The organism is Vibrio sonorensis (assembly GCF_001854765.1).
Taxonomy (GTDB): domain Bacteria; phylum Pseudomonadota; class Gammaproteobacteria; order Enterobacterales; family Vibrionaceae; genus Vibrio; species Vibrio sonorensis.
On the sequence record NZ_LJJE01000002.1, the window covers coordinates 48,897 to 63,950 of the forward strand.

5 protein-coding genes and 5 pseudogenes are annotated in these 15,054 nt (G+C 46.6%); 4 read left to right on the plus strand and 6 right to left on the minus strand.

Features of this window, described 5'->3' with window-relative positions; genetic code table 11:
• Positions 1-4: 4 nt before the first annotated feature.
• The 6 genes and pseudogenes from panB to sfsA all read right to left on the minus strand — a co-directional run bounded on the left by panB (position 5) and on the right by sfsA (position 5,006).
• The gene (panB, locus tag BLO31_RS00335) at positions 5-799 is read right to left on the minus strand and encodes a 3-methyl-2-oxobutanoate hydroxymethyltransferase (protein ID WP_070962300.1); all 795 of its coding nucleotides are present in this window, start codon (positions 797-799) and stop codon (positions 5-7) included.
• 24 nt (positions 800-823) lie between these two features.
• Positions 824-1,309 carry a 2-amino-4-hydroxy-6-hydroxymethyldihydropteridine diphosphokinase gene (gene folK / locus BLO31_RS00340; RefSeq protein WP_070962302.1) on the minus strand — a complete coding sequence of 162 codons (486 nt, stop codon included), beginning with the start codon at positions 1,307-1,309 and terminating at the stop codon, positions 824-826.
• Positions 1,309-2,660: pseudogene (gene pcnB / locus BLO31_RS00345) on the minus strand (polynucleotide adenylyltransferase PcnB). Before pcnB ends, folK begins: the two are co-directional and overlap by 1 nt.
• Positions 2,661-2,738: 78 nt before the next feature.
• Positions 2,739-3,631, minus strand: a pseudogene (gluQRS, locus tag BLO31_RS00350) (tRNA glutamyl-Q(34) synthetase GluQRS).
• A 74-nt stretch (positions 3,632-3,705) separates the two neighbouring features.
• Complete coding sequence (dksA, locus tag BLO31_RS00355) at positions 3,706-4,152, minus strand: RNA polymerase-binding protein DksA (RefSeq protein ID WP_070962304.1); 447 nt, start codon at positions 4,150-4,152, stop codon at positions 3,706-3,708.
• A gap of 140 nt (positions 4,153-4,292) precedes the next feature.
• Complete coding sequence (gene sfsA / locus BLO31_RS00360) at positions 4,293-5,006, minus strand: DNA/RNA nuclease SfsA (protein WP_070962306.1); 714 nt, start codon at positions 5,004-5,006, stop codon at positions 4,293-4,295.
• Positions 5,007-5,067: 61 nt separating this feature from the next.
• Here sfsA and hrpB point away from each other — a divergent pair.
• From hrpB to acnB, 4 genes and pseudogenes are all read left to right on the plus strand, one after another.
• Positions 5,068-7,529 (plus strand): annotated as a pseudogene (gene hrpB, locus BLO31_RS00365) (ATP-dependent helicase HrpB).
• Positions 7,526-9,878 (plus strand): annotated as a pseudogene (gene mrcB / locus BLO31_RS00370) (penicillin-binding protein 1B). Before hrpB ends, mrcB begins: the two co-directional pseudogenes overlap by 4 nt.
• 62 nt (positions 9,879-9,940) lie before the next feature.
• Positions 9,941-12,201 (plus strand): annotated as a pseudogene (locus BLO31_RS00375) (patatin-like phospholipase family protein).
• A 243-nt stretch (positions 12,202-12,444) separates the two neighbouring features.
• Positions 12,445-15,042, plus strand: a complete 2,598-nt coding sequence (gene acnB, locus BLO31_RS00380; RefSeq protein WP_070962308.1) for a bifunctional aconitate hydratase 2/2-methylisocitrate dehydratase — start codon at positions 12,445-12,447, stop codon at positions 15,040-15,042.
• Positions 15,043-15,054 lie beyond the last annotated feature (12 nt).

Sequence of the window (15,054 nt, forward strand, 5' to 3'; positions counted from 1 at the left end):
CCTCTTAGGCGATGGTGTGCGATTCACCTGGAAATTCTCCAGATTCAACGTCAGCTTTATATTTGGCAACGGCTTTGCGCATATCGCCAGTTTCTGCCAAAAAGTTCTTAGAAAACTTAGGCATGTAGTTTGCCGCGATACCAAACATATCGTGCATTACCAAGATCTGACCGTCAGTAGCGTTACCCGCCCCGATACCAATTACTGGCACATCCAGTACTTCGGTAATTCTCGCAGCCAAAGCTGCTGGAACACATTCTAAAAGAACAATTTGAGCACCTGCCTCTTGCAGAGCCAAGGCATCTCTCACCATGCGATCTGCTTTATCTTGTTCGCGGCCTTGAACTTTGAATCCACCAAAGATATTGACGGATTGAGGAGTTAGACCCAAGTGAGCACACACTGGCACGGCGCGTTCGGTTAACATTTTAACCGTATCAACCAGCCAGTCGCCACCTTCTAACTTAACCATATTAGCGCCTGCGCGCATAAGCGTCGCAGCATTTTCACAGGCTTGCTCAGGCGTGGCGTAACTCATAAATGGCATATCGGCCATTAGAAGGCAGTTTGGGCTGCCAGCGCGTACGCTGCGGGTGTGATATGCGATCTCTTCAACCGTTACTGGCAGAGTAGATGTCTCACCTTGTAAAACCATACCAAGAGAGTCACCGACCAGTAAAACAGGCATTTCTTGGCTTTCGAATAGTTGGGCAAAACTTGCGTCGTAAGCAGTGGAAGTGGCGAACTTACGGCCTTCTTGTTTACAGGCCATTAAGTCGTTAATGGTAATTTTTTTCATTTTTTTGTCCTTCATCAGGAATGGCTATGATTGCCAAACGCGGAGCCCGTTTAATGGCACTGCTTCCAGCAGTGCATTGAGCTCAGTCCCATCAGGGAGAGTTAAATTTGGTGCGATTTCTACAAGCGGATAAAGAACAAATTCTCGCTCTTTCATACCGTAATGAGGTACGGTTAATCGCTCGGAATCTATCACCTCATTGCCATAAAGCAGAATGTCGAGATCCAAGGTTCTTGGCCCCCAACGCTCTTCTTTACGGACACGCCCTTGCTCTAACTCGATTTTTTGAGTTTGATCGAGTAGTTCAAGTGGCGTTAATTCTGTTTCAATGGCCGCCACGGCATTAATGTAGTCAGGCTGATCTTGTGGGCCCATCGGCGTACTACTGTAGAGTGAAGACGCTTTCACCAGACGACTGTTGGGAATGGTGTTTAGCGCTTCTATCGCTTGCTTGGCTTGCTTCACTGGCGTCGCCATATTACTGCCGATAGCAATGTAAACCCTTGTCATTAATCTGCCTTTGTTCTCTTCTTACGGCTTGGCCTGCGACGGCGAGACTTTGACTTTGTGTCACCGTCAAGATCAGTAACCATGGTCTGACGAACATTACGGCCAGAGTTTTGGAATTTATCCCACCATTTGGCTAGTTGATCAGTGTCACCGCCTTCAACTTCCCCACGCATTTCCAAGAAGTCATATCCAGCTCTGAACTTATTCAGTTCCATTAAGCGGAAAGCGCGTTTGCCGTTGCGACGTGGCAAGCGAAGCTGTAGCTGCCATATTTCGCGAATTGTTGCGGTATGACGGCGAGGGATAGCAATGGTCTTTACTTGCTGATCTAAAATGATATTGCTCGCTTCCATAACGGCATCATAGTAAGCAAAGTTTCTGCTTTCCATCAGCTCTTCAGCTTTTGCCTGAAGTGGATACCAAAGCATGGCCGCGAACATAAAAGCAGGATTAATTCTGCGTCCATCTTCCACTCGAAGATCGGTGGCATCTAAAACGAGATCCAACATTTGCTCCGTCTTTGAGGCGTAATCTTCGGTAAAGAACTCAGAAACAACAGGGAATAGTTGCTGGAACAAGTTGTATTCACGCATTAAGTGGTAAGTTTCTAAACCGTGACCACTTTGCAGCATCTTCAATGACTCTTCGTAGAGGCGGGCTGCGGGAATATCTCTTAGCAAATGTGAAAAAGGTTCGATTGGTGCCGCGGTCTCTTCTTCAATATCAAAGTCCAGTTTTACAGCAAAACGGATAGCGCGCAGCATGCGAACAGGATCTTCTCGATAACGCACTTCAGGATCGCCAATCAAGCGAATTAGCTTGTCTTCCAGATCCTCGATACCACCAGCGTAGTCGTGAATCGAGTAGTCGCCGATATTGTAGTACATGGCATTGATTGTGAAATCGCGACGTTCGGCATCTTCATCAATCGAGCATAGACATTGTCGCGAAGTAGCATGCCTTCTTTGGACTGCTGAGCCACATTTTTACTTGGCTCTTGGTGGTGGCCGCGAAAAGTGGCCACTTCAATAATATCTCTACCAAACATGATATGAGCCAAGCGGAAACGTCTGCCAATTAAACGGCAGTTTTTAAACAGATGACGAATCTGTTCAGGCGTTGCGTTAGTGGCGATATCAAAATCTTTTGGACTTTCGCCGAGCAGGAGGTCTCGGACACCACCACCGACTAAGAAGGCATCAAAGCCCGCCCCATGAAGTCGGTATAGCACCTTCAGGGCGTTGTCACTGATCTTTTTTCGCGAAACATTGTGCTCTTGTCGAGTAATAATATTTAACGCTAGGTCCGTGTAATGGCTGGACTCGCTGGGTGTATAATCGTTTCTATTCATGTGCTTTTGGCATTAAGTGGCTGACCACTTTGCGTAATATGTTTAGCCATTTAAGGCGAATTTGCGGCTAATGATAGCTTAGAGTGAGCGATTTGAGAATCTTGGTGTGATCTCGATCGAATCCGGTAACTGAGAAAGTTGCCAATTTTGCACTCCCCAGTGGATCAACTCTTCGGTAGTTGCCGCTTCCATTTCTCGTTCCAGATTGAACCCCAAAAAGGTCATCGCATCAAGCAGGGCTGGAACGGTTGTTTGAGTATCGATGCCTTTGGCGTGGTTCTGTTTAGACAGTTTTTGCCCATTGCTACCCATGGCCAGAGGCAAATGCAAATAACTCACGGTTTTTACTTTGAGCATTTTATATAAGCTGATCTGTCGACCAGTTGGTTCGATAAGGTCTGCCCCTCGAACCACTTCGGTAATACCTTGATCTATGTCGTCCAATACTACCGCAAGGTTATACGCAAAAAGTCCATCTCTTCGTTTTATAATAAAATCTTCATCTGCCAGAGCGTGAGGAATAGAGATAGTTCCGTGTTTAATATCATTGAACTGATAAACAGGGCATTCCATGTTTAAGCGCACGGCAGTGTTGTTTACCCCTGTCAGGCCTTTTTCTCGGCAATGACCTAAGTAGAATCCACCTGAAGCTTTGATCTGTTTTCTGGTGCACTGGCAATAGTAGGCTTTGTGCTCTTTTATCCAGTGGTCAATTTGCTCTTGATAGTGATGATGTCTTTGGCTTTGATAGACAACTTCCCCATCCCAATGAAGATGATACGCCTCTAAAGTGCGAAGTATAAGGTCTGCGGCGCCTTCCATCTCTCTGGGGGGTCTAAGTCTTCCATACGTACAAGCCACTTTCCATTATTGGCTTTAGCTTGAAAGTAACTGCCTAAGGCGGCCACTAATGAGCCAAAGTGCAACGGGCCTGAAGGGGAAGGGGCAAATCGACCTACGTATTGATGCATCTCTAATCAATCTCAGCGCTCGTAACAAACCAAAAAGGGAGCTCAGCGCTCCCTTTATCGTGCAAATACAAAGCTTAACCTTGCATTTGTCTCTCTTTCATTTCAGCTAGCGTCTTACAGTCGATGCAGAGATCAGCCGTAGGACGAGCTTCTAGGCGTCGAATACCGATTTCAACACCACAAGATTCACAGTAACCGAAGTCATCGTCTTCGATCTTTTTCAGTGTCTTTTCAATTTTCTTGATCAAGCGACGTTCGCGGTCACGGTTGCGAAGTTCAAGGCTGAACTCCTCTTCCTGAGACGCGCGGTCAACTGGATCAGGGAAGTTTGCCGCTTCGTCCTGCATATGGTGAACCGTACGGTCAACTTCTTCCATAAGCTGGTTGCGCCAAGCTTCCAAAATTTTTCTAAAGTGAGCCAACTGGTCAGGTGACATATACTCTTCACCCGGCTTTTCTTGATATGGCTCTACACCGGCAATGGCTAGGATGCCTAGCGCTTTTTTCTTCGATTCTGGCATGCAGCATCTCCTACTAACACCTAGTCAACTGCTTGCGCAGTTTTTTTTAAGGCGGGTATCTATAGCAAAAAGTACTCACCGAGGCAAACACTGTAGTGTAAAGTTATCGTCAATGTGAAGACGACATCATTTTTCGCAATTCAATTGCTAAACTCTACAGCGTGAACGAGTTTTATCTCTTCTTCATTAAGTTCTGCTTTATAGCACAGAACTTCTACCCCATTTTGTTGAGCCTGTGTTAAAAGTTTCGAATAACTCGCGTCTATATGGAGTGCTGGAGAAACTTTTTCAATCCCTGAGTGTAAAACAACAAACAAAAGTACAGCACGGCTTCCATTATTCGCCATTTCTGTGAGCTCTCTCAGGTGTTTCTGACCCCGTGTCGTAACGGCATCGGGGAAGTAACCTTGTCCGGTATTTTTATCATCTAATAGAGTGACACTTTTTACTTCTATATAGCATTTTGGTTTCAATTCAGATGAGAGAAGAATATCAATTCGGCTATTTTCTTGTCCGTACTTAACCTCAGTCTGCAAATGAGCATAGTCGTTAAGTTCCGAAATAACACCTTTCTCTATTGCCTCTACCGCCAATTGGTTGGCTCTAGCAGTATTAATGCAAATCCGATGCCCAGCGGCGGTTTCAGTTAACTCCCAACTGTTTGGGTACTTTCGCTTTGGATTATCGGAGGTAGAGAACCACACTCGATTCCCTGTATCAGCGCAACCTGTCATCGCGCCAGTGTTAGCACAATGAATGGTGCGTTCGCTGCCATCGTCGAGACTGATATCGGCGAGAAAACGCTTGTAGCGTTTAATTAAAGTGGCACTTTCCAATGCAGGGGAGAACTTCATTTGAGACTATTTACTGTTTTTATGTACACTAGAGACAAGATTACACCACAAGGCTCCCCTTTTGTCACAACTACCCATAGAAGACGTGATGCCAACACTGTTGGAATCCGTTCGCAACTGCGATCAGATTATCCTTAAAGCCGCACCGGGCGCGGGTAAATCTACCTATTTTCCCCTAAAAATCTTGGCGGAGAGATTGGTTTCAGGAAAAATTCTGATGTTGGAGCCAAGGCGTTTGGCTGCAAAAAATATTGCAAGCTATCTGGCCAAACAATTGGGAGAGCGAGTTGGCGAGAGTGTCGGCTATCGAATTCGCGGGGAAAACAAGTCGGGTAAAAATACCCAGCTAGAGATCGTGACTGAAGGGATCTTGACTCGCATGATCCAGCAAGACCCAGAACTCGTTGGGATTGATATGGTGATCTTCGACGAGTTTCATGAACGCAGCTTGCATGCGGATACCGCTTTAGCTTTTTGCTTAGAAATTCAAGAAGCCTTGCGAGAAGATTTAAAGCTGGTGGTCATGTCTGCAACCTTAGATCAAGGGGCATTAAGTGCCTTGATGCCAGATGCTGATTTTGTGGAGTCGGAGGGGCGGGCTTATCCAGTTGAACATCATTACTGCATGCTAAAGCCCAATGACAGAGTCCTAGATGTGATGGCAAAACAAATTAGGAAAGTCGTCAGTGATGAAACGGGTTCTGTATTAGCGTTTCTTCCCGGAGTTTCAGCAATTAAACAGTTGCAAGAGAGGTTATCTGATCTTGCCGATACCTTCCTAATTTGCCCTCTTTACGGTCAATTGAGTTTCGAACAGCAGCAAAGAGCGATTGAACCTGTACCAAATGGAAAGCGCAAGATAGTGTTGGCAACCAATATTGCTGAGACGTCCTTAACCATAGAGGGTATCCGTATTGTTATCGACTCAGGCTTGGAGAGAGTCGCTCGATTTGATCCAAAAAGTGGAGTCACTAAGTTAGAGCAGGTTCGCATTGCCCAATCTTCCGCCGAACAGCGAGCGGGACGAGCAGGGCGGACACAGTCAGGGGTTTGCGTACACCTCTACAGCGAAAGCCAAATTAAACAACAGCCAAAAGTTCCAGTGGCTGAAATCCTGCAATCTGACCTTTCCACACTCGCAGGAGAGCTTTCATTGTGGGGAGCCGCCGAGGCGAGTGAACTAAAGTGGCTAGATGTTCCTCCCGCAGCAGCGCTATCACAAGCAAAAGACTTGCTAACCCAACTTGAAATAATGGACTCCGCTGGACAACTGACATCGATTGGGCGTCAATCGTACCAGTGGGGTTGGAGCCAAGAGTGGGCGCTATGCTCCTTTGGGCCAAGCAGAAAAAAGCATATATTGATACTGCCCTTACCGTTGCGGCTTTAGTCGAAGAGCTAGAGCGAAATACGCTAGATTTTCAGCATTCATTGCATCGTTTCAAGGCTGGCAAGCACACTCAGCAAAAACGCCTTGAACAGAGGATAAAAAATCTAGCCAGTCGGCTAGGTGTCTCGTATAGCATCAAACGACTGGATGAGGGGGCGGTAGGCACTTTGTTGGCTGTCTCTTTCCCAGATAGAGTGGCACAAGGCCGTCACGGACAGAATGGCAGATTTTTAATGGCCAATGGTCATGGTGTGGTGATAGACGATTCGCAGTCTCTTGCTGATGAGCCTTATATTGTCGCGGTTGATTTGATGCGTACTCACGGTGACTCCTCGTCGGTGTTTTGTGCATGTGCGCTCGATGTTTTGCACTTAGAATCCTCTTTTCCACATCGATTTAAGCTTCGAGAAGTGGTGGACTGGGATGAAGATAAAGGGCGTCTGACCGCCGTTGAGAAAGTTGAACTTGGCCAACTGGTGATTAAGCAAAGAGATCTGCCAAGCCCGGACAAAGAAAAAATCACACAAGCCTTACTTAGCTTCGTTTCACGCAAGGCTTTACAACCGTTAAACTGGAGTGATAAAGCGCTCGATACCTTACAGCGCATTCGCTGTGCGATAGAGTGGATGCCAGAAAAGGCGTGGCCGCCTTTTGACCAGCAAAGTCTGATCCAAAATATTGAAGTTTGGTTAGAGCCCTATCTAACCGGTATTCACTCAGTGAAGCAACTACAGAAAGTCGATATCAGTGAAGCGTTACTGGCTTACTTGGGGTGGCCGCTCAATCAGGAGATTGATCAATGGATACCCACGCATTATGCCCTGCCAACTGGGACGAAAAAACGCATTCGCTATCAAGAGGGCAGTGACCCTATTTTGTCCGTGCGTATGCAGGAGATGTTTGGAGAAAGTGAGTCACCGGTCATAGCCGATGGACAAAAGACTGTGGTGTTAGAACTGCTTTCACCTGCTCAGAGACCCTTGCAGCTGACAAAAGATCTCGCTGGTTTTTGGAGTGGGAGTTACCGAGAAGTGCAAAAAGAGATGAAAGGTCGATACCCAAAACACGTATGGCCAGACGACCCTGCCAATCACATTGCGACCACTAAGACAAAAAGACAACTTAAATCATGACCAAAAAAACGTCGCCTAAAGAGAAAAAGCCGCAGGCCAAAAGAGTGACTCGAAGAAAAGTCACTAAAAAAGCACCAGCCAAGAAAAAGAGAGCCTCATGGCTGAGAAAAATATGGGGCTTGAGTTGGAAGCTTGCGATCGCGGGTATCGCAGTATTGGTATTCGCGGGTCTATACCTCGATACCTTAGTTAAACAGAAGTTTGAAGGTCAGATGTTTGAACTGCCAACCGTGGTTTATGCGCGCATACTTCACTTAGCTCCCGGCGATGATATTGGCATTAAAGAAGTGAGAAATGAGCTTGATGTATTGAATTACCGCAAGGTAAAAAATCCGCGTTACCCGGGCGAATACTCGTCCTCATCAAGTAAAATCGAGCTTATTCGTCGACCATTTGAGTTTACCGATGGCGCCGAGCCCGATCGCCATGTCATGCTCCATTTTTCAGAACGGTCTTTACAGCGTATACAGTCTTTAGAGCGCAAAGGAGATTTAGGGTATCTTAGAATCGATCCTAAAATGCTTGGTATGCTGGAAAAGCAGCAAGATGAGCAACGACTGTTTCTCCGCAGGGATCAATTTCCAGAAGTGATGGTAGATGCTCTGCTAGCTACCGAAGATAGACAGTTCTATCAGCATGAAGGGGTATCGCCTATGGCGATAGCGAGAGCCATGGTGGTAAATGTTAAGGCGGGACGAACGGTTCAAGGGGGCAGTACCTTAACTCAGCAATTAGCTAAAAACCTTTTCCTCTCTAGCGATCGCACTCTTTGGCGAAAATTAAGGGAAGCGTATATCGCGTTGATCATCGACTATCGTTATAGCAAAGACGAAATATTAGAAGCGTATCTAAACGAAGTCTATTTGGGGCAGAGTGGCGGCGAAGCTATTCACGGTTTTGGTTTAGCGGCCCGGCTCTACTTTGGTCAGCCAATACAAGAGTTGAGAATAGATCAACTCGCCCTGTTAGTTGGTATGGTAAAGGGGCCTTCTTATTACAATCCTATTCGTTATCCCGAGCGAGCTAAAACTCGAAGGATCTTGTGCTGCGTTTGATGATGCAACAAGACCTACTGACAGCTAGCGAGTTTGATCAAGCTGCGAGTCGAGATCTGGATATTCAAGACAACCCAAAAATCGCCAGTCGCCAGCCCGCCTACTTTCAACAGTTAACACGAGAGTTGGCTAACAAAGTCGGTGACGACTTTCAGTTTGATAGTGGTCTGAAAGTTTTTACGTCGCTAGATCCTGTTTCTCAGCACGAGCTAGAACAAGCTCTGGTAAAAACGATCCCTACTTTGACCAGTACTGCGGGTCCATCTTTAGAGGGTGCGGCAGTGGCGGTTGATCGTCACAGTGGAGAGATCCGAGCTATGGTTGGAGGTAAACGCACCGGCTACGATGGCTTTAACCGAGCTTTAAATGCGAGCCGACAAATAGGTTCTTTAGCCAAGCCTGCGGTCTATCTAACCGCACTGCAGCACCCCGAGCAATATAGCTTAGCCAGTACCCTACAAGATAAACCTATATCGTTAAAAAGCAGTAAAGGAAAAGTCTGGACGCCGAGAAACTACGACCGCCAGTTCCGAGGGGAAGTCCCCTTGTATCAAGCGTTGGCAAAATCCTTAAACGTACCTACCGTTCAGTTGGGTATGTCACTTGGCATTCCAGAAGTGGTGGCGACCTTTGAAAAACTCGGTGTTGATAAAAAGGAGATCCGCCCAGTGCCGTCGATGTTTTTGGGCTCATTTTCGCTAACGCCATTGCAGGTGGCACAGATGTACCAGACCCTGACAAACTCTGGAAAAAAAGCATCGCTATCCGCTTTGCGCTCGGTGATAAACACCGATGGAGAAGTGATTTACCAGTCGATTCCAAAAGTTTCCCAATCCATTAACCAACAAGCGGCATGGCTGACCACTTATGCGATGAAAAAAGGGGTTCAGGAAGGCACGGGACGCTATCTAAATCGACAGTTTGCATGGGCGCCTTGGCGGGGAAAACGGGGACGAGTAATGACACCCGAGACAGTTGGTTTGTCGGTGTGGATGGCCGTGAGGTTACCACCATTTGGCTGGGTAGAGACGACAATAAGCCTACTAAGCTGACCGGCTCCAGTGGTGCTCTTCGAGTTTATGCTCAGTATCTAGATCAAAGAGTTCCGCAGAAACTGACGTTACCATGGCCAAAAGAAGTGACCACCGTAGGATTTATGGCCGAAACGGAAGGCGGCTTAGAACTGAATTGTAAAAACGATTTTAAGTTACCGGTTTGGGACCCTAAAAACGAGTGGCGTACTTTATGTGAGAAGAAAGAAAATCAATGGATTAATCGTATTTTTAACTGGTAATATTGCAACCAGTTGATTATTCAAGGACCTGAGACGTGTTCAAATTAACGAGATTTGGGGTAATACTACTGCTGTTTATAGTAGGGACATTTCCTACATTGGCGCAGCAAGATGAACGTCCTAAAGTTGCTCTTGTTTTAGCGGGTGGTGGTGCTAAAGGCGCTGCCCATATTGGGGTTTTAAAAGCTCTAGAAGAACTCAATATTCCTGTTGATTACATTACCGGTACCAGCATGGGTGCTTACGTTGGCGGTTTGTACGCAACGGGCATGAGCGCGGAAGAAATTGAAAGCTTTATCTACAGCGTCGATTGGAACAGCGGCTATCGAGATCGCGTAAGTCGCAGTCAACGACGAGTGAGAGATAAAGAGTACGAAGACCGCTATCAGTTGACCACCGACCTCGGGCTCAAATGGGGTGAAGTGCACGCCGCCAGAGGTGTGGTGCAAGGGCAGGGGATGTTGAAGATCCTGCGTGAAACTGCGGGTAACCTACCACCATTCCACTCTTTTGATGATCTGGCTATACCCTATCGCTCCGTCGCCACCGATATCCTTCAACTGGAACCCGTGGTGATAAAAGACGGTTATATTGTAGATGCAATGATGGCAAGCATGTCCGTCCCCGGTGCTTTGCCTCCATATAAGCTGAATGACCGCTTACTCGTCGATGGTGGTGTCACCAACAATATGCCGGTAGATGTCGCACGTGCGATGGGAGCCGATGTCATTATTGCGGTGGACATTAGCACAAACTACAAACAAGAAGAGGACTTCACCACATTTCTTACTGTCGCCGACCAGTTGTCTAATTACTTAGTGAGAAGCACAACTCAGCGACAAAAAGAGACGCTCACCGACGATGATATCTACTTAAAGCCCAATGTGGGTGAAATGGAAACCACTGAGTTTGACAAAATGCCGGATGCTTTTGGCAAAGGCTACCTCGCCGCAATGGAAGAAAGTGACAAACTCGAACGCCTAAGTTTGAGCAGTAGCGACTATCAGGCTTACATAGAAGACAAGCAAGTTGCGCGGAGAAAACTCAGGTATGGAGACGGTATTCAAGTCGATGAAGTTGTGATTAACAACAACAGCCACTATACGGATGAGCTGTTGCAAAATCGCCTTCAACTCGAAGCTGGCCAGACATACGGTTCAGAGCGTTTAGAGCAGAGTATCGAAGAGCTGTATGCGCTTGATCGCTTTGAACTTGTGACCTATCGCTACGACAATTTGGACGGGAAGGACCAACTGGTTGTCGATGTTAATGAGAAGTCGTGGGGGCCAAACTACCTTAACTTTCGCTTTTTCTTAGAAGATGACTTTACCACTGACAGTCAATACTCGATTGGCATGTCGGCTAACTTTACCGATATCAGTTCACACGGTGCTGAACTGACGACAAATGTGGAAATGGGAACGGATAAGCTGGTAGAAGCGGAGCTTTTTACACCGTTTTTCTCAAGCCAGAAAGTCTTTACGACATTTGGCATTAAGTATACCGACGTGAAACGAAATGGTCCTGTTGATGGTTTCGATGACGTTGGGCTAGAGTCGTCTCGTGATTTCCTTCCAGTGATCTATTCAGAGTGGATAGGAGAAGCCGCATTAGGTTATCAAGGCAGTTTGTGGCGAGAGTTTAGGTTTGGCGCTCGATATACCGATGGCAAAGCGGAACTCTCTAGCTTACCGTCTTGTGGTGATGTGTCGTTCACAAGAACCGCCGGATTTGCCAGTTATCGAGTCGATACCTTAGACGATTTTAGTTTGCCAACCCAGGGTGTTTATTTTGATTTAGAGTACCTAATATCTCACGACCGCACCGACAACGCCGTCACGTGTTTGGGGGTTATCCAAGATGAAGGGACCGATACGGTTTACGAGTTTAGCGGTAAGTTTGTCGGAGCCATGAGTAAAAATAGGCATACTTTGGTCGCAAATTTAGACTATGGTGTAGTGGAGAGTAAAAGCTCGTCGCTGCCGATCGATCCAAAAGAGTTGGGTGGCTTTTTGAACCTGTCAGGTATTCCGAGAAATAGCATGATAGGTCAAAATAAAGTGTTTAATAGCCTTGTATACCGCTACCGTTGGTTCGATAATGACTTTGGCCTATTCTCGTCACCTTTCTACCTTGGAGCCTCGGTAGAATATGGCGGCGTGTGGTCTAACCCTGATTTAAAGCTAAAGGATGCACCGCTTTATGCAGCAGCTCAGTGTTTGCCGGGGTAAACTCGCCAGTAGGACCGATTATGTTCGGTTATGGGCGAACCGAAAAGAATTTCGATTCGGTATATTTAATTATTGGGACAACGTTTAAATAGAAAATTTAGCGAAAAATCGTAAAACTTTAGTCTTAAGATGCTATGTTGGTCAAAATGATGAGATTTTAATTTATCGTTAAATTTGCTATTCTAGCGCCCACAGTTTGGCCTCTCTGGCGCTGTTTATCAGTCAAAATTGAATGAAAAATATGGCGATGGAGAGCCAAGTTTCCAAGGATGTTCACTCCTTTCTTTTCATAAAAGCTATAAGAAGAGGAGGAACCGCAATGAGAGGAAAAAGTCGTGCTTGAAGCCTACCGTAAACACGTCGAAGAACGTGCTGCTGAAGGAGTCGTTCCTAAACCACTAGACGCAGAACAAGTCGCTGGTCTGGTTGAACTTCTGAAAAATCCCCCACAAGGTGAGGAAGCAGTTCTTATCGATCTGCTGGAAAACCGTATCCCACCAGGCGTGGATGAAGCTGCTTATGTAAAAGCAGGATTCCTGACAGCCGTTGCTAAAGGTGAAGTGGAATCACCTCTAGTAAGTCGTGAAAAAGCAGCTGAGCTGCTTGGTACCATGCAAGGCGGATATAATATCGCGCCGCTCGTCGAGTTTTTAGAAGATGAATTACTCGCCCCTATTTCTGTAAAAGCTCTATCCCACACCCTACTGATGTTTGACGCTTTCTACGACGTAGAAGAGAAGGCGAAATCAGGTAATGCACACGCGCAAAAAGTGATGCAGTCATGGGCTGACGCAGAGTGGTTCCTATCCAAGCCTGAACTGGCTGAAAAAATTACCCTGACCGTTTTCAAAGTGACTGGCGAAACGAACACTGATGACCTTTCTCCAGCACCAGATGCGTGGTCTCGCCCTGACATTCCTGTACACGCTCTTGCTATGTTGAAAAACGAGCGCGAAGGTATCGAACCAGAGCAACCAGGCAGTATCGGTCCTATTAAGCAAATCGATAAGTTAAAAGAGAAAGGCCACCAACTTGTTTACGTTGGTGACGTAGTGGGTACGGGCTCATCACGTAAATCAGCCACTAACTCAGTGCTATGGTTTATGGGTGATGACATCCCTAATGTACCTAACAAGCGTGCTGGTGGTTACGTTCTCGGCGGCAAGATTGCTCCAATCTTTTTTAACACAATGGAAGATGCAGGGGCATTACCGATTGAAGTAGACGTAACTAGTCTGAACATGGGTGATGTTATCGACGTTTACCCTTATCAAGGTAAAGTTTGCAATCACGAAACTGGCGAAACTATCTCAGAATTTAGTCTTAAGACAGACGTTCTGATCGATGAAGTTCGCGCTGGCGGTCGTATCCCACTTATTATTGGTCGCGGCTTAACAGATAAAGCCCGTACTTCTCTAGGTCTAGAGTCATCGGAAGTATTCCGCAAGCCAGGTGAAGTGGCAGACTCTGGTAAGGGTTACACTCTAGCACAGAAAATGGTTGGTAAGGCTTGTGGCGTAACGGGTATTCGTCCGGGCACTTATTGTGAACCTAAAATGACCACTGTTGGCTCTCAAGATACTACGGGTCCAATGACGCGTGACGAGTTAAAAGACTTGGCTTGCTTGGGTTTCTCAGCAGACCTAGTGATGCAGTCATTCTGTCACACGTCGGCATATCCTAAGCCAGTGGATGTGAATACTCACCATACGCTACCTGACTTTATTATGAACCGAGGCGGTGTATCACTGCGTCCGGGTGACGGCGTTATCCACTCATGGCTAAACCGCATGCTACTACCAGATACCGTAGGTACTGGTGGTGACTCGCATACTCGTTTCCCTCTAGGAATTTCTTTCCCTGCGGGTTCAGGTCTTGTTGCATTTGCAGCGGCAACGGGTGTTATGCCACTTGATATGCCAGAATCCATTTTGGTTCGCTTTAAAGGTGAAATGCAGGCCGGTATCACTTTGCGTGATTTGGTTCATGCCATCCCTTACTACGCGATCAAACAAGGTCTACTCACCGTAGAGAAAGCAGGTAAGATCAATGAATTCTCTGGTCGAGTACTAGAAATCGAAGGCGTTGAGCACTTGACTGTTGAGCAGGCGTTTGAGCTTTCTGATGCTTCAGCAGAGCGTTCTGCTGCCGGTTGTACCGTGAAGTTGTCTCAAGAGTCGATTACAGAGTATCTAAACTCAAACATCGTGATGCTCAAGTGGATGCTTTCAGAAGGTTATGGTGAACCACGCACGATTGAACGTCGTATTGTTGCTATGGAAGAGTGGTTAGAAAACCCAGAGCTAATGGAAGCCGATGCGGATGCGGAGTACGCCCACGTTATCGAGATTGATTTGGCTGAAATTAACGAGCCCATTCTATGTGCGCCAAATGATCCAGACGATGCTCGACTTCTATCAGACGTTCAAGGAACGGCAATCGACGAAGTGTTTATCGGCTCATGTATGACTAACATTGGTCACTTCCGAGCAGCGGGTAAGCTACTGGATAAACACAGCGGTCAATTAGATACGCGTTTGTGGATTGCTCCGCCTACTAAGATGGACCGTGACCAACTGACCGAAGAAGGTTATTACGGTATTTACGGCCGCGCAGGCGTTCGTATTGAAACTCCGGGCTGTTCATTGTGTATGGGTAACCAGGCACGAGTAGCAGACAAAGCGACAGTGATGTCTACTTCGACTCGTAACTTCCCGAACCGCTTGGGTACGGGTGCTGATGTTTATCTTGCTTCAGCGGAACTGGCTGCGGTTGGCGCGATACTGGGCAAAATCCCGACTCGCGAAGAGTATCTAGAGTATGCGCAGCAGATAGATGCAACCGCCGCTGATACCTACCGATACTTAAACTTCCACAAGATGTCTGAGTATACGAAAAAAGCCGATACGGTAATTTTCCAAGAACCAGTATAAAGCTAACTGGTT

Bases quoted from the DNA above. Each gene is read 5' to 3' on its own strand.
- dksA (WP_070962304.1), bottom strand. From the start codon at position 4,152: ATGCCAGAATCGAAGAAAAAAGCGCTAGGCATCCTAGCCATTGCCGGT.
- sfsA (WP_070962306.1), bottom strand. From the start codon at position 5,006: ATGAAGTTCTCCCCTGCATTGGAAAGTGCCACTTTAATTAAACGCTAC.
- folK (WP_070962302.1), bottom strand. From the start codon at position 1,309: ATGACAAGGGTTTACATTGCTATCGGCAGTAATATGGCGACGCCAGTG.
- panB (WP_070962300.1), bottom strand. From the start codon at position 799: ATGAAAAAAATTACCATTAACGACTTAATGGCCTGTAAACAAGAAGGC.